The 14,625-nt window shown below is 55.5% G+C and carries 16 protein-coding genes and 1 pseudogene; 8 read left to right on the forward strand and 9 right to left on the reverse strand.

The window, feature by feature from the left end:
* Both Q371_RS03185 and Q371_RS03190 read left to right on the forward strand, forming a co-directional pair.
* A pseudogene (locus Q371_RS03185) lies at window positions 1-306 on the forward strand (IS4 family transposase); the annotation flags it as partial.
* Between the two features lie 309 nt (window positions 307-615).
* A complete protein-coding gene (locus Q371_RS03190; protein WP_051963142.1) occupies window positions 616-1,383 on the forward strand; it encodes a response regulator transcription factor in 768 nt (255 codons plus the stop codon).
* A 227-nt stretch (window positions 1,384-1,610) separates the two neighbouring features.
* Here Q371_RS03190 and Q371_RS03195 read toward each other — a convergent pair whose 3' ends face one another.
* Entirely contained in the window at window positions 1,611-2,027 is a 417-nt protein-coding gene (locus Q371_RS03195) for a universal stress protein (RefSeq protein ID WP_034336055.1), read from the reverse strand.
* 175 nt (window positions 2,028-2,202) lie between these two features.
* On the opposite strand from Q371_RS03195, the gene Q371_RS03200 reads away from it, so the two are divergent.
* Window positions 2,203-3,069: an AfsR/SARP family transcriptional regulator gene (locus Q371_RS03200; RefSeq protein ID WP_084571202.1), complete on the forward strand. Its 867-nt coding sequence runs from the start codon at window positions 2,203-2,205 to the stop codon at window positions 3,067-3,069.
* Between the two features lie 87 nt (window positions 3,070-3,156).
* Window positions 3,157-4,074 carry an ABC transporter substrate-binding protein gene (locus Q371_RS03205; protein WP_034336057.1) on the forward strand — a complete coding sequence of 306 codons (918 nt, stop codon included), beginning with the start codon at window positions 3,157-3,159 and terminating at the stop codon, window positions 4,072-4,074.
* 82 nt (window positions 4,075-4,156) lie between these two features.
* On the opposite strand, the gene Q371_RS03210 is transcribed toward Q371_RS03205, so the two are convergent.
* From Q371_RS03210 to Q371_RS03235, 7 genes are all read right to left on the reverse strand, one after another.
* Window positions 4,157-5,845, reverse strand: coding sequence for a b(o/a)3-type cytochrome-c oxidase subunit 1 (locus tag Q371_RS03210; RefSeq protein WP_034336060.1), 1,689 nt, complete (start codon window positions 5,843-5,845; stop codon window positions 4,157-4,159).
* Window positions 5,842-6,339, reverse strand: a complete 498-nt coding sequence (locus Q371_RS03215) for a cytochrome c oxidase subunit II (RefSeq protein WP_034336063.1) — start codon at window positions 6,337-6,339, stop codon at window positions 5,842-5,844. Before Q371_RS03215 ends, Q371_RS03210 begins: the two co-directional genes overlap by 4 nt.
* Window position 6,340: 1 nt before the next feature.
* A complete protein-coding gene (locus tag Q371_RS26390) occupies window positions 6,341-6,448 on the reverse strand; it encodes a cytochrome c oxidase subunit 2A (protein ID WP_084571203.1) in 108 nt (35 codons plus the stop codon).
* A 55-nt stretch (window positions 6,449-6,503) separates the two neighbouring features.
* The gene (locus Q371_RS03220; protein ID WP_051963143.1) at window positions 6,504-6,881 is read right to left on the reverse strand and encodes a c-type cytochrome; all 378 of its coding nucleotides are present in this window, start codon (window positions 6,879-6,881) and stop codon (window positions 6,504-6,506) included.
* 15 nt (window positions 6,882-6,896) lie between these two features.
* The gene (locus Q371_RS03225; protein ID WP_034336066.1) at window positions 6,897-7,316 is read right to left on the reverse strand and encodes a CBS domain-containing protein; all 420 of its coding nucleotides are present in this window, start codon (window positions 7,314-7,316) and stop codon (window positions 6,897-6,899) included.
* A 246-nt stretch (window positions 7,317-7,562) separates the two neighbouring features.
* Complete coding sequence (locus Q371_RS03230) at window positions 7,563-7,994, reverse strand: CBS domain-containing protein (RefSeq protein WP_051963144.1); 432 nt, start codon at window positions 7,992-7,994, stop codon at window positions 7,563-7,565.
* A 25-nt stretch (window positions 7,995-8,019) separates the two neighbouring features.
* Window positions 8,020-8,439, reverse strand: a complete 420-nt coding sequence (locus tag Q371_RS03235; RefSeq protein ID WP_034336068.1) for a CBS domain-containing protein — start codon at window positions 8,437-8,439, stop codon at window positions 8,020-8,022.
* A gap of 504 nt (window positions 8,440-8,943) precedes the next feature.
* Here Q371_RS03235 and Q371_RS03240 point away from each other — a divergent pair.
* From Q371_RS03240 to Q371_RS03255, 4 genes are all read left to right on the forward strand, one after another.
* The gene (locus Q371_RS03240) at window positions 8,944-10,794 is read left to right on the forward strand and encodes a phosphoenolpyruvate carboxykinase (GTP) (RefSeq protein WP_034336069.1); all 1,851 of its coding nucleotides are present in this window, start codon (window positions 8,944-8,946) and stop codon (window positions 10,792-10,794) included.
* 181 nt (window positions 10,795-10,975) lie between these two features.
* Complete coding sequence (locus Q371_RS03245; protein WP_034336072.1) at window positions 10,976-11,845, forward strand: DegV family protein; 870 nt, start codon at window positions 10,976-10,978, stop codon at window positions 11,843-11,845.
* 268 nt (window positions 11,846-12,113) lie between these two features.
* The gene (locus Q371_RS03250) at window positions 12,114-13,265 is read left to right on the forward strand and encodes an ArgE/DapE family deacylase (protein ID WP_034336075.1); all 1,152 of its coding nucleotides are present in this window, start codon (window positions 12,114-12,116) and stop codon (window positions 13,263-13,265) included.
* The gene (locus Q371_RS03255) at window positions 13,262-14,386 is read left to right on the forward strand and encodes a diaminopropionate ammonia-lyase (RefSeq protein ID WP_245618208.1); all 1,125 of its coding nucleotides are present in this window, start codon (window positions 13,262-13,264) and stop codon (window positions 14,384-14,386) included. Before Q371_RS03250 ends, Q371_RS03255 begins: the two co-directional genes overlap by 4 nt.
* Here the strand turns inward: Q371_RS03255 and Q371_RS03260 are convergent.
* Window positions 14,377-14,583, reverse strand: a complete 207-nt coding sequence (locus tag Q371_RS03260; protein WP_157442485.1) for a hypothetical protein — start codon at window positions 14,581-14,583, stop codon at window positions 14,377-14,379. The two genes, Q371_RS03255 and Q371_RS03260, sit on opposite strands and share 10 nt — an antisense overlap.
* Window positions 14,584-14,625 lie beyond the last annotated feature (42 nt).

Raw genomic sequence — 14,625 nt, forward strand, 5'->3', positions numbered from 1 at the left:
CGTTATTTGAAAAGGTTCCGGATTGAATGTCTTTTCAAGAACCTCAAGTCTCTGGGTTTTCGGCTGGAGAACACCCACATGACGGATGCTCGGCATCTGGAACGCTTGGTATGCCTACTGGCAGTGGTGTTTGTGTGGGCGGTGAAACTGGGCGAAAGGGTGCTTATTCCGAAAAAGAAGCATGGTCGACTGGCTCGGAGTGTCTTCCGGGTGGGGATTTCTCTACTGCTGGAGTTATTCAGGAAGCCATTGCAGGCTTTACTGGAAGGCCTTCACCTGTTGTTCCCCAAACTTGTCGGGTACTGAGATGCGGAGTATAGAAACTGAGACTTACATGAAGCTGACTGAATCCTGAATCCAAGCTGAAGAGAGTCAAAAAAAACAGTGTTCCAGAAGGGTTTTTAAAATATGTATATTAAATGTAGTTTATTTACAAAGGCTGGAAGGGTTCAAAAAGTGTCCAAAAGAGGTGGTTTGATGAAGAAAATTCAGAGGCTGTCAGTTTCAAGTCAGCCATCTCCATAGACTGATTTCAGAAAACAATCAAAGGCCCAACCTGAGTTGCACTCAGGTGGCTTTTGACACCCTTAAACCCCAAGCACAGGAGGAATTTGCATGACCACAACACCCCACTTTTCAAACGGTTGTGTGCCCTGGACCATCTGGGTGGTTGAGCACAATCTCGATTTGCAAGGACCGTTGTGTGCCTGCCTCCAGCATCAGGGGCATCAGGTGCGAAGCTTTTCTTCGCTGGGTGAATTGCTGCAGGGACTGATTTATGGACGGCCAGATTTGCTGGTGCTCAGCCTTGATCTGCCAGATGGAAATGGTTTGTACCTGTTGCATGACCTCAAACCAGAGTGGAATGTTCCAGTGCTGGTCATGGGATCGGGGACCCCTGCGGTTCAGCGCATCTGGTGTCTGGCCAATGGTGCAGATGACTTTCTGGATGCCTCCTGCCATCCAGAGGAACTGGTTGCTCGGGTCAGCATTTTGCTGCGTCGCGTTCATGCTGGTAGCAGGGTGATTTACCATGGAAGAACTTTGCTTGATGTGCAGAAATGCCGTCTCAGCACGGAAAAGGGTTATGTGCTGGTGACGGAGCATGAAACCCGATTGCTGGAGTACTTCTTGCAAAATCCCGACCGTTTGATCCAGAGGGATGTGCTGGAATACCAGATTTATGGCGCTCCATCTCCACAATCCAACAGTCTGGAAGCCAGACTTTCCTGTCTGAGACGAAAACTCCGTCAGGTGGGCAGCCACCTCAACATCCGTGCCCTGAGGAACAAGGGGTACATGCTCACTCTGGATGCCCCTGCCATGGTGCCATGGTCAGGGCGGATGGAAGTTGCGTCCCTTTCTTTTGAACAGCACCTCTGACTGTGGTGACTGTAGCAGCATTTGCTTGACAGCATTGATCCGTGAACGGGGAGGATTCAGACGGCTCCTCCCAGAGAAGGAAATGAACAAAAAGGCCTCTGGTCACTCAGGGGCCTTTCGCTTTTCTGGGTTTTACAGCGTTTGTTCAGTGAAACAGAAGGCGTCAACAATTCCTTCTGTTTCAAGAAACCCTTCCAACGAGACAATCTTTTATTCTGTCAAATGTTTTAAAGACCAGGTTGGAAACGGTCCAGAAAACTGCGTTTGTGCCGCATGTTGATGGGAACCACCTGCACCGGAATGGGGCTTTTTTCCAGAAGCTGTTCCCGGATGCCTTCTCGGGTGACCAGCACATCGCCCATGCACCGCCCAAGCAACAGCAGGTCTGCGCGGTGTTTGTCGGCCACCTGCAAGATGGTGTCGGCCACCTGATCGGATTCCATCAAAATCCGTTTGGCTGGAAAACGACCTCCCTGCCCGAGGCGTTCCAGCAGGGCTTTGCCTGCCTCAACGCGGTCTCTGTTGCGGGCCACATGCAAGATCACCACCTGGCTGCCCAGCAGTCGGGCCAGATCAAAAGCATAATGCACGCAAAATTCACTGCATGCATCATTGTCGATGGGCACAAGGACTGTGTTCAGCATGGTATGGGCCTCCATCAGGGCATTTAGCCTATTTCCAATGTACGCATGGGTGTTACCATGTCATTACCGACCCGTCCAGTTTCGCTTCAGTAATGGGTTGGTAATGGGCTGTCCACACCATGCTTTTAACCAAAGCCGTTTGTTCGGACCATCACTTTGCTGCTCAGGAGTGCACATGAACACCCTCAAAATCCGTACCCTAGGTCAGATTCAAGTTCAACTGGACGGTCAGGAAGCCCAGTTCCACTCCGAACCTGCCCGTGCGCTGCTGTTCTACTTGCTCTCCTTTGTGGAGGGACGCAGCAAAGCGGAAATCCTGCACGACCTCTGGGATGAGGAAGAATCCCCTCAGGTCAACAACCGTTTCCGGGTCACCCTGCACCGGATCCGCACCGCTCTGGGTGCTCCAGATGGCATCAAAGAGCAGTACGGGCGTTACCAGATTTCCAGAGAGGTCCTGCAAAGCAGCGACCTGTACCGCTTCTACGTGCACCTTTCTCAGGCTGAGCACTGCTCTGGCAGAGAGCGTTTGCAGGAATTGCAAAAGGCCCTGTCTTTTTACACCGGCAATTATCTGGACGGCATGGACCACGAGTGGGTCCAGCAGGCCAGAGAGGAACACAAAACCGCGTATGTGCGTGCTTTGCTGGAACTCTCCATGCTGTACTGCCACGAAGGCCAGTGCGAAGACACCGTGCATGCCCTGTTCCGTGCCCTCAAATCCGATCCCTTCATCGGTGAGAATTACCACCAGAAGCTGATGACCTGCCTGTCTGTCGTAGAGGACCGTTATTCTGCCATCGAGCACTACCGCCGTTTCATTCATTTCCTGAAAAACGAACTGCAAGACACCCCCATGCAGGACACGGTGGCTCTGGCGCAACGCATCAAAGACGGCGAGGCCATTTGCAAACGCAAACACGAGGATGCCCCCACCGAGTCCGAAATGACCCACAACTGTCCGTTCACACCGACTGGACAGTGCCCCGAGTTTTTCATGGATCTGGCAGACTGCAACCCTGAACAAAACACTGTGGCCTGAATTCGGTCCGCACGTTCAGAACCCCATGCTTACACATGGGGTTTTTTGATCTTGAAAATTGATAACGATTTAGTATTATCAATAATTGTGAAACTTCAACTGTCTGTGACCTTCGCTTTGCTCTCTGGTTTTTCCAGTGCAGCCACCTTCAAGCACGATGCTGGAACCGTCAACCTCGACAAAACCCCGAAGCGCATTGTTGCTCTGGGTCCCCATGCTCTGGACCTGTTGCTTTCCTTGGGGGTGCAACCTGTGGGTTATGGGGAAGCCGCTCAACTGGAAGTCACCAACTTTGGTGAACCCCTCAAACAGATCAAATACCTGGGCAAATGGGTGACCTCTGCACCCGTCAATGTCGGTGACCGTTTCAACCCCAATCTGGAGGTCCTGATGGCCCTGAAACCCGATCTGATTGTTGGGGAGACTTTCGCCTCTGGGGTGTACAACCAGCTCAGTCAGATTGCGCCCACCATGCTGTTTTCGGGGACCGGACGCAACGAGTGGAAACGCACCCTTCCCTTGCTTGCCCGAGCCGTGGGCCGTGAATTGCAGGCAGCGCAAACCCTCAATGGTTACCGCAAATACATCGCGCAAGCCCGCAAAGCGGTGCAGCCTCTGGTGAAAAGCAAACGCTTCATGGTGGCCTGGAACAGTGGTTTCGCTGTCAACAACACCTTCACAGTGCTTTCAGGCAACGATTACACTGCCGGGGTGCTTGAAGACCTCGGGGTGAAACTGGTGGCAGCGCCCAACAACCAGCCCACCCTGTCTCTGGAAGGCATTGGTGCCCTCAAACCAGATGCTGTGCTGGTGCTGTCTGCAGGCAAAAACACCCCCGAGGCTGCCCGTCAGGACTGGTTCAATCAGCCCCTCCTCAAAGCTTTGCCGGTCAGCAAACAGCAGCAGGTGTACTTTCTGGATTACCATCCATTTGGTCGGATCCGTGGGCCTCTGGCCGCCAAACTGGTGGTGGAGCAGTTGCAAAAAACCCTCAAACCCGATTGACCAGCCCCCCACCCATCAACTGTCAAATGCAATAAAGCAAAAACCCCCCTGAAATTCAGAGGGGTTTTCAGGTTCTTGAGGTTCACCAGAGTCGCATTCCGGGCACCAAATTGGGGTCAGAAATCATGCCCCACAGGATGGGTCCGTAAGCACCCAGCACGATCACGAAAGCCACTGCAAACAGCAACCAGAGGTTGTCGAGGAAGCGCACGCTCTTGCGGGTCTCCACGTTGGTCAGGGACTCGCTGAAAGGAATCTCGGGGGCGTTTTGCACGTCGCGTTTGCCTTGCATCAGGGTTCCGGCCACCACGGTGTAGTACATGATGGCGGCCACAAGCAGGATCATGCCGCTGATTCCGGTGAGGGCCATGGGGATCTGGGCATTCTGGGCGTACTGGTCCAAAAGCTCTTTGGGCAGGGCAGCGATGTGTGCACGGCGGGGGATGCCCAGCAAACCTTCCCAGTGCATGCCCACAGCGAAGACCATCATGCCCACAAACCACCACCAGCTGGAAGCCAGAGCGAGTCTCGGGTTGAACAGTTTCTTGCCGGTCAGGTGAGGCAAGAGCCAGAAGGTCATGCCGAAGAAGGTCAGGGTGGTGGCGGTGCCCACGGTGATGTGGAAGTGGCCGGGAATCCATGCTGTGTTGTGCACCACGTAGTTCAGAGACATGCTGGCGTTGGCAATCCCACCTGCTCCACCAAAGATGAAGCTGACCATGGCCAGCACCTGAGCGGTGAAAGAGGGCTCATTCCAGGGCAGTTTGCCCATCCATCCGGTCAGGCCTTTGCCCCCTTTGAGGCGTGCAGCGTATTCCATGCTGGCAGCCACACTGAAGGCGGTCAGCATGCTGGGCACAGCCACAGCGAAGGTCAGGGACATCTGGATCAGTTTCCAGGTGTTGGAAATGCCGGGGTCGGTGAACTGGTGGTGCAGTCCCACTGGCACGCTGACCAGCAGGAACATGGCGAAAGCCAGACGGGCAAGGGGTTCAGAGACAATTTTGCCTCCGGCCTGTTTGGGGATGAAGGCGTACCAGCTCACGTAAGCAGGCAGCAGCCAGAAGTAAACGATGGGGTGTCCGGTGTACCAGAACAGGGTGCGGGCCAGCAGGGGGTCCACAGCGGGGGTCCAACCCAGAGCCCAGGGGATCAGGTAGAAGACCACTTCCACCACGATGCCCAGAGAGGCCAGAATCCACATGAACCAGGTGGCGACACTCATGTAAGCGGTGACAGGGGTGATTTTGCCGGGGTTGGCTTTCTTCCAGCCGGTCCACATGTAGATCACCTGTCCACCGACCAGCAGGCTGGAAGCAACCAGCAGTGCAGCGCCGATGTAGAACAGGGGGTGACCTTTCAGGGGAGGATAGAAGGTGTACAGCACCGAAGCGTTGTTGCCCAGAATGGCAATCGCGGCCAGCACCACGCCGAAGTTCATCAACCAGTAGGTGAACCACGCGAAAGTCATGTTGGGGCGCAGTTTCAGGTCACGCGCAGGGATGTACAGCAGGATGCCGCAAATGAAGTAGGTGGTGAACACCAGAGCATTCAGCACGCCGTGCAAAGTCAGGCCCTGATAGTAGGACTTCAGGAAGGGCATGTACTTGTAGATGTCGATGCCAGCGTAGTTCAGGGCTTGCAAAGGTCCCATCAGCACACCGACCAGCAGGAAAATCAGACCCGTGACGGTGTAATACAGGGCAATTTTCTTCTCGGGGTGGGTGTCATAGGCCTTGTCCTGCGAAGGCGTGAAGGTTTTGGTGGTCATTTGGCTTCCTCCACAATCAATTTGGACATCATGTTGGCGTGGCCCACACCGCAGTATTCATTGCATCCCACGCGGTAGGTGCCGGGTTTCTTGAAGGTGTACGTGACTTTGGCCACTTCGCCGGGCAGCACTTCAATGTTCACGTTGGTTTTTTCGATTTGCAGGCCGTGCAGCACGTCGGTAGAAGTGACATACAGGGTGATGGGTTTGCCTGCAGGCACTTTCACTTCTGGCGGGTTGAACATGAAGGCCTGAGACAGCATGTACAGTTCATACTCGCCAGAGGCGTTTTGTTTCAGTCCGGGGGTGGCAAAAGGTGTGGCCGCCAGATTGGTCAGGTCCACTTTTTTCAGGCTGTGGTCGTGGTGGTTGCCCACCGATGGGATGGCACTGTTCACCACATTGCCAATGGTGACCAGCACCAGAATGGCGATCAGTGCGGAAGCCACATACAGCCACAGCTTCTCGTATTTTTCAATCATGTGGTGGTCCATGTCAGGCCTGCCTCAACATGATGCTGTACACCAGCAACCACATGGCGACGATGGTCAGCACAAGGATGCCCACCACCAGCAATGTTCCTTTGGGTGATTTTTCTTCCATGCTCTTTCCTCCGGTATTCCAAACCTGTGCACACAGGTTGTGAATCAAATTTGGGTCACTTCAGGGTTTTGATGTACGCCAGCACATCGGCGATCTGCTGGTCCGTTGGGGGTTTGCCTGTTCCAGAGAAAGGCATTTTTTCGTATCTGGGCATGGTGGGGGTCAGGGTTTTTCCGCTTGGGCCCACCCCTTTTTGCAGGGCTTTTTTGAAGTCTGCAAATTTCCACTTGGAAACCACTCCAGCCAATTTGGGCCCGACCATGCCTTGCCCTTTGTCGCCGTGGCACATCTGGCAGGTGGAGGTGTAGAGGGTTTTGCCATTGGTGGCTTTGCCTTTGGGGTCGGCAGCGAAAGCCAGGGTGGTGGTGCTGAGGACCAGCATCAGAAGGGCGGTTTTGCGCATGGTGTGGGGTTTCCTTTCCTGTTTCAACATGGTTGTGGTTTGAATTTACTGGTCGGTTTCTGCGAGGGAGGAGAGCAGGTCGGTGACGGTGATCACCCCGACCAGTTGGTCGTCTTGCACCACAGGCAGACCCAGCACGTTGTGTTCCAGCATGGCTTTGGCGGCCTGCCCGAGGCTCTGGGCGGGCTCAAGGGTGGCGGTGGAGGGCTGCATCACGTCTTTCACCAGCAGGTCCTGCAGCAAAAAGCGGCTGATCAGGTAGGGGAGGTGATCTCCTTGTTCCTGGGCTTTGCGGGCCGCAGCATCTTCGAGGTCTTTGTCTTTCAGAACGCCCAGCAGGGTGCCGTTTTCCACCACAGGCAGAACGTGCAGCCTGCTGACTTTCAGGCGAGCAGCAGCTTCCAGAGCGGGAGTGGTGGGGGTGATGGTGATGGGATTTCGGGTCATGCGCTCTTGAATCAGCATTGTTCGCCTCCTGCAATGCCTGTTGCCTTTGGGGGCTTCAGGGAATGGCGAAACCCCATGGACATTCATCATGTGGGTTCGTCGGTGGTTACAGCATGAAAGCCTGCCATTACCGCTGCATTACTGAAGAAAAAGCCGTTTGTGAACAGCATTGCTTTCTGCTTTCACTTGAAAGGCCCTTTTGACAAGGGCCTTTTTTTCAGGATTATTCTGAGGTGTCCTGTCTCAAAAGCGGAGCTCAACAGGTCAACCGGCCATCCCCTGTACATGGGGATGGGCAAACACTTCCAGCATGTCGGTCACGGTGATCACGCCCACCAGACGACCATGCTCATCCACCACAGGCAGCCCGAGGATTTTGTGCTTGAGCATTTCCTGTGCAGCCTTTTCTAGGGTGTCTTTGGGTTGAACGGTGGTGGTGGGCGGACGCATGATGTCTCCCACCAGCAAGCCTTCCAGCAGGTATTCCCCCACCAGAAACTCCGGGGCATGGTAACTGGAGCGCCTCTGGGCGAAGGCTTCGAGGTCTTGCAGTTTGATGACGCCCACCAACTGACCATCGCTGACCACTGGGAGAACGTGCAGAACACTGGTCTTCAGCTTGTACCAGGCTTCACTGGCAGACATGGAGGGGTGGGCGACCACCGGGGCTTTGCTCATGCTTTCAAAGACTTTCATGTTGTAGGGTTTCCTTTCTGGATGTTCAGTCGGCGGCGTGTTGCTGCTCCACAAAGGCACGCAGCACTTCGGTGACGGTGATGATGCCAATCACATGCCCGAGGCTGCTGACCACTGGAAGCCCCCCAATTTTGTGGGTGAGCATCAGTTCGGCGGCCTGCACCAGTTCGGTCTGGGCTTTGACGGTGATGACCTGTTCGCTCATCACTTCTGCAACCTGCAGTCTGGAGAGCAGGTGGTTCATTTCCCAGATCGAGAGGGTGGTGGCACTGGAAGGCAGGGCTTCTTTGAGGTCCCGGTCGGTCACGATGCCCACCAGTTCGCCACCTTCCACCACAGGCAAACGGCGAAAGCCGTGGGTTTGCATCAGTTGCATGGCCTCGGGTACAGACGTTTCTGGCGACACCGTAATGGGGTGCGGCGTCATGACATCGCGCACTTTCATGGGTTTTCCTCCTGGTTGTTCTCAGGTTAGGCAGGGTGTGTTACCGTGGCATTACTGAAGTTGGGTCGTCTGTCCAGTGATTTGTGCATATGTATATTGAGGTGCATATCAGAGCAAATTTGGCGGAAAGCCAGCGACAACAACAAGCCCGTCTGTTTCCCAAGAGATTTGACCAGCAACGGGGAATATTCAATAGAGAACCCCTCTGGTGGATTGGAACACAAAAGGGACTTCTGGCCTCGTGCAGCATGGGACATTCTTCTTTTGCGAATGTCCCTTTACGGCTGAATTTGGCAGGTGTAGGATTTGCGTTATAACGCAGCTTCCAGCTTTTTGGGGTCACCAGAGGACCTGAGATTTCAGGTTTCCAGAGGGTGTTACCCCGCAAGTGGTTGTCTTTTAGTTGTCTAGTCAATCCTTTATGATGCAGTAATGGGTCTGTAATCCCGTCTGTCTAATCTGATGGCGTCGAGGGAACACAAACCCCTCATAAAGGAGCTGACCATGATTGTCAAACCCAACTTACGCGTGCCAGACTATGTGCAAAACCGCAAGCTGATCGACTGGGTGCAGGAAATGGTGGACCTTTGCAAACCAGACGAAGTGTACTGGTGCGACGGTTCTCAAGAAGAATATGACCGCCTCTGTGACCTGATGGTCAAAGCCGGAACCTTCATCAAGCTCAACCCTGAAAAACGCCCCAACAGCTTCCTGGCCCGCTCCCACCCGAGCGACGTGGCCCGCGTGGAAGACCGCACCTACATCTGCAGCTTCGCCAAAAAAGACGCAGGTCCCACCAACAACTGGATGGCCCCTGCCGAAATGAAACGCAAATTGATCCCCCTGTTTGATGGCAGCATGAAGGGCCGCACCATGTACGTGGTTCCCTTCAGCATGGGACCCATCGGCTCACCCATCTCCCACATCGGAGTGGAACTGAGCGATTCCCCTTACGTGGCCGTCAACATGCGCATCATGACCCGCATGGGACGCAAAGTGCTGGAAACCCTCGGTGATGGCGAGTTCGTGCCCTGCTTGCACTCTGTCGGTGCCCCTCTGGAACCCGGACAGAAAGATGTTCCATGGCCCTGCAACACCGAAAAATACATCGTGCACTTCCCTGAAGAGCGCTCCATCTGGAGTTACGGCTCGGGTTACGGTGGAAACGCCCTCCTCGGCAAAAAATGCTTCGCCTTACGCATCGCTTCCGTGCTGGCCAAAGAACAAAACTGGCTGGCCGAGCACATGCTGATCCTCGGGGTCAAAGACCCCAACGGCGAAAAAACCTACGTGGCTGCTGCGTTCCCGAGTGCCTGCGGTAAAACCAACTTCGCCATGCTGATTCCCCCCAAACCCTTCCAGGAAGAAGGCTGGGAAGTCACCACCGTCGGGGATGACATCGCCTGGATCAAACCCGCAGCAGACGGCAAAATCTACGCCATCAACCCAGAAGCCGGTTTCTTCGGTGTGGCCCCCGGCACCAACGTGGAATCCAACCCCAACGCCATTGCCAGCATTCAGGAAAACACCATCTTCACCAATGTGGCCCTGACCGACGACGGAGACGTGTGGTGGGAAGGCCTGACCAAAGAAGCCCCTGCCCACCTGATCGACTGGACCGGTCAGGAATGGACCCCCGACTGTGGCCGCAAAGCCGCCCACGCCAACAGCCGTTTCACTGCTCCCCTGAACCAGTGCCCCTCCGTTGACCCTGAGTACGACAACCCCAGAGGTGTGCCGATCAGTGCCTTCATCTTCGGTGGACGCCGCAGCACCGTGATGCCTCTGGTGTACCAGTCCTTCAACTGGAACTACGGTGTGTACGCCGCAGCCACCATGGGCTCGGAAATGACTGCCGCTGCCTTCGGTGCCCTTGGAGAAGTTCGCCGCGATCCCTTCGCCATGCTGCCCTTCATCGGATACCACATGGCCGACTACTTCAACCACTGGCTGAACTTCGGACGCAGCATCCCCAACCCACCCCGCATCTTCAACGTCAACTGGTTCCGCAAAGACGAAAACGGCAAGTTCGTGTGGCCCGGATTCGGCGAAAACATGCGCATCCTGAAATGGATCGTGGAACGCGCCAGAGGACATGCCGCCAGTCTGGAAAGCCCCCTCGGCTGGGTGCCCCGCTACGAAGACCTCGACTGGAGGGGCCTTGACTTCTCCGAAGCCCAGTTCAACGAGATCATGAGTGTGGACCGCGACGCATGGCAGAAAGAACTCACCGGCCACGACGAGCTGTTCATGAAGCTGTACGACAAACTCCCCAAAGAGTTCATCTTCATCAAAGAACTGATCCTCTCCAGCCTGTGGCGTGCCCCTGAGCACTGGGAACTCTGGCACGAATAAACCAACAACACGTCACTCCTTCCTATCCGGGAATCCCCCACACATCGGGTGTGGGGGGTTTTTCTGGCCCAGAGCCGTCTGAAACACTTTGATCCATTTTTGATCCATTTGTGTCTGTTGTTGTGTTTTCAGTGTGTCTTTGTGGACATACCTCCCTGAGGGGCCAGAGTAGAGTGAAGCCATGACGCAATCTCCTCTTCAGGCTGCACCCTTCGAAGTGGTCGCCGATGGTGGCCTGGACCGTTTTCCTTCGTTGCTCAATGGGGTGCGTGTGGCTCCGTTTTCGATTTCATTTGGTTCCCAGACTTTTTCGGCCGCTGACCTCTCCAGAGCCGATTTTTTCAAAAGGTTGAGGCAGGGTACGCCCCACCCCACCACAAGTCAGCCCACCCCCGAGCAGTTCCGTGAACTGTTTGAACAGTCTCCTGCAGAAGTGCTGGCCGTGACCATCTCACAGGGGCTTTCAGGAAGCCTGAATGCGGCCACGCAAGCCCTGTCCCTGATTTCCAAAAAAGTGACTTTGCACAGCTCTGGAACGCTTTCGGCAGCGCAGGCTTTTCAAGTGCACGCAGCCATGATGGCCCGATCCAAAGGGCAATCCATGGCTACTGCTGTGGACTGGATGAAAAAAGTGCACCAGCAAACCGAGCTGTTTTTCACCATCGACACGCTGGAATATTTGCGCAGAGGGGGCCGGATTGGTCGGGTGCAGGCCACGCTGGGCGGGCTTCTCAACCTCAAACCCATCATCACCGTAGACAAAGCCACTGGCACGTATTCCAATGTGGGCCGTGCCCGCTCATGGGAAAAAGCCATTGAGGGCATTGCTGCTCTGGTGACCTCCAAACATGGCAAAGGCACCCCTTTGCGTGTGGGCTTGCTCTACGGCGAAGAAACCGAGGGGGCCAACCTCCTGCTGGAACGCCTGAAAGAACACCATCCGATCCTCTGGAACGATCTTGCCCCGGTGGGTGTGGCTCTGGCGGTGCACACTGGACCCAGAGCGGTGGGTCTGGCGGTGGCTGCTGGACCGTGGCCGTGGGAAGGGTGATTTTGACGGAAGTCCACAGTTGACAATTCACAGTTGACAGCGCAAAACCTTTTGCTGCACAGCATCAGGTTTTGTTGTCATTGAAAGCAGGGATGGGGTGGCGAGAAATTCTCGTAAAGGATATTTCATCAAGATCACTTGTGAGGCGTCAACCTGTCTTCGGCAATTTCAAGGGTGAAACAAACAGGGGTGTGATGTACTGGCGAGATTTTTTCGCTGTTCACTGTTTACTGACAACGGTCAACCCAATCAGTGATATATTACTGAAATGAACCCCTCTCCAGAGTCCCATCTGCTGACCGATTTGCTGTTTCAACTTGTGTCCATCGATTCCACCAACCCTGATCTGGTGCCGGGTGGGGCCGGGGAAGGGGAGATCTCCCGGTTTGTGCAGCAGTGGTTTGAAGGGCATGGCATTCAGGCTGTCCGGCAGGAAATCCAGCCCGGACGCTTCAATGTGCTGGCGACTGTGAAAGGCTCTGGTGGTGGAAAAACCTTGCTGCTCAATGCCCACATGGATGTGGTGGGCACCTCTGGCATGACAGATCCTTTTGTGCCTCAGATTGAAGGAGGCCGGATGTATGGTCGGGGCACCTACGACATGAAAGGGGGTCTTGCTGCCTGCATGGTGGCTTTGCTGCACGCCAGAGACCTCGGACTCTCTGGAGACGTGGTTTTGACCGCTGTGGCCGATGAAGAATACGCCAGCATCGGACTGGAGGCTTTGCTTGAAGATCTTCATGCAGATGCTGCCATCGTCACCGAGCCAAGCGGTCTGGAGCTTTGCGTGGCCCACAAGGGATTCAGCTGGCATCAGGTCACCACGCACGGCAAAGCTGCCCATGGATCCCGTCCCGATCTGGGCAAAGATGCCATTCTGCACATGGGGCATGTGCTGTTGGGGCTGGAAACCTACGCAAAAACCCTGCAAACCCGAGCCCCACACCCCCTGTTGGGTCATGGATCGGTGCATGCTTCCCTGATCTCTGGGGGGCAGGAACTGTCCAGTTACCCAGAGCGCTGCGAACTGCACATCGAGCGGCGCACCCTGCCCGGCGAAACCTTGCAGGATGTGGAACAGGAGATGCAGGCTTTCCTGCAAGAGGTGTGCAACCAGAAACCAGAGGGCACCCTCGACTTTTCTTCAGGCTTGTTTCGAGATGCCTTCGAGGTGCCCTCCAACCATCCCTTTGTGGACTTGCTGCGTGAAAAAGCCGCTGCTGTGCTGGGTGAGGTGCCCAAAACCACAGGCATGACCTTCTGGATGGAGTCTGCTTTGCTGCAAAGCAAAGGGATTCCCACAGTGGTTTTTGGTCCGTCCGGCTCGGGTGCCCATGCCCTTGAAGAGTGGGTGGATCTGAAATCCGTCCAGCTTTGCTGTGAGGTGCTCACCGAAACCATCCGGGGGTTCTGCCAGTGAGCGGGTCCGATGTCCACTTCCAGAGCAATCCCGGTTGGTTTGAACCCAGAGACACCCGATCTGTGCTGGCTTTTCACCAGAAATTGCCGGGATACCAGCCCACCCCACTCAGATCAGTCCCTCTGGTGGCTGAAAGGCTCGGGGTCCAGCAGGTGTGGGTGAAAGACGAACAGAACCGTCTGGGCCTTCCTGCCTACAAGATCCTCGGGGCAGCGTGGGCAACGGTGCAGGAGTTGCAAGCCCGATTTGGTCCTTTTCAGGACTGGGCCAGCTTATCAGAGCTTTCCAGCCAGCTTTCTGAACACCTGCCCCTCACATTGGTCGCTGCCACCGATGGAAACCATGGCCGCGCCGTGGCCCGAATGGCCCGCTGGCTCGGGCTTCAGGCGCACATTCTGGTTCCAGAGGACATGGCAGCAGCCCGGCAGGAAGCCATCCTGTCTGAAGGAGCCACCTTGCAACAGGTCTCGGGTTCCTATGATGTGGCGGTGGAGGAGGCTGCGTTGCTGGCCGGACCCCAGCACATCGTGATCAGCGACACCAGTTGGGACAGCTACACCCGCGTTCCAGCATGGGTGGTGGAGGGGTACAGCACCATTTTTGCAGAGGTTTCTGCTCAACTCGCTGACCTGCAAGAACCCGAGCCAGACGTGGTGTCGGTTCAGATGGGGGTGGGCTCTCTGGCGGCTGCGGTGGTGCAACATTACCGACAGCAGGGCTTTCAAACCCGAGTGGTGGGCACAGAACCCCTTTCCGCTGCATGCGTGTTGCGTTCTTTGCAAGCAGGCACCCCCACAGAGGTTCCCGGTCCCCATCCGTCCATCATGGCGGGCCTCAACTGTGGAAACATTTCCCCTCTGGCGTGGCCGTTGCTGCAAAAAGGGCTCAGTGTGACTGTGGGCCTGACAGACGATTGGACCCGTCAGGCCATGCGTTTGCTCGCCCGAGATGGGGTGGTCTCAGGCGAAAGTGGAGCAGCTGGATTGGCTGGTCTCTTGTGCTTGAAAGATCAACATCCAGCCCTCTGGGAACAGGTGCAGGGTCAGCGGATCTTGCTGATCAACACCGAAGGGGCCACCGACCCTGAAGGTTACGCCCGAGTTTTGCAGGATCAGCGCTGAGGCACGTTGCTGGGGGCTTCATCGTACACCTGAATTTCCCCTCCGAAGGCCTGCCAGTGTCCGGGTTTCACCAGACGCAAGGTGTCGGAAGGCAAACGCCAGCCATGGGTGACGGCATAATGCTCAAGGGCTTGCAATGCACTCTGGGCAAGGATCACCGTCATGGTGCGTTCTTCGATCACGTAGAAGTGTTTCATGTCGTCTCCAGAGGTGGCCGATCCATGCATGAATCTTAAACG

The sequence above is a fragment of the Deinococcus misasensis DSM 22328 genome, assembly GCF_000745915.1.
GTDB lineage: Bacteria > Deinococcota > Deinococci > Deinococcales > Deinococcaceae > Deinococcus_C > Deinococcus_C misasensis.

Coding starts and splice junctions, on each gene's coding strand:
- Q371_RS03190 (WP_051963142.1), top strand. CDS start 616: ATGACCACAACACCCCACTTTTCAAACGGTTGTGTGCCCTGGACCATC.
- Q371_RS03195 (WP_034336055.1), bottom strand. CDS start 2,027: ATGCTGAACACAGTCCTTGTGCCCATCGACAATGATGCATGCAGTGAA.
- Q371_RS03200 (WP_084571202.1), top strand. CDS start 2,203: ATGAACACCCTCAAAATCCGTACCCTAGGTCAGATTCAAGTTCAACTG.
- Q371_RS03210 (WP_034336060.1), bottom strand. CDS start 5,845: ATGACCACCAAAACCTTCACGCCTTCGCAGGACAAGGCCTATGACACC.
- Q371_RS03215 (WP_034336063.1), bottom strand. CDS start 6,339: ATGGACCACCACATGATTGAAAAATACGAGAAGCTGTGGCTGTATGTG.
- Q371_RS26390 (WP_084571203.1), bottom strand. CDS start 6,448: ATGGAAGAAAAATCACCCAAAGGAACATTGCTGGTGGTGGGCATCCTT.
- Q371_RS03220 (WP_051963143.1), bottom strand. CDS start 6,881: ATGTTGAAACAGGAAAGGAAACCCCACACCATGCGCAAAACCGCCCTT.
- Q371_RS03225 (WP_034336066.1), bottom strand. CDS start 7,316: ATGCTGATTCAAGAGCGCATGACCCGAAATCCCATCACCATCACCCCC.
- Q371_RS03230 (WP_051963144.1), bottom strand. CDS start 7,994: ATGAAAGTCTTTGAAAGCATGAGCAAAGCCCCGGTGGTCGCCCACCCC.
- Q371_RS03235 (WP_034336068.1), bottom strand. CDS start 8,439: ATGAAAGTGCGCGATGTCATGACGCCGCACCCCATTACGGTGTCGCCA.
- Q371_RS03240 (WP_034336069.1), top strand. CDS start 8,944: ATGATTGTCAAACCCAACTTACGCGTGCCAGACTATGTGCAAAACCGC.
- Q371_RS03245 (WP_034336072.1), top strand. CDS start 10,976: ATGACGCAATCTCCTCTTCAGGCTGCACCCTTCGAAGTGGTCGCCGAT.
- Q371_RS03250 (WP_034336075.1), top strand. CDS start 12,114: ATGAACCCCTCTCCAGAGTCCCATCTGCTGACCGATTTGCTGTTTCAA.
- Q371_RS03260 (WP_157442485.1), bottom strand. CDS start 14,583: ATGAAACACTTCTACGTGATCGAAGAACGCACCATGACGGTGATCCTT.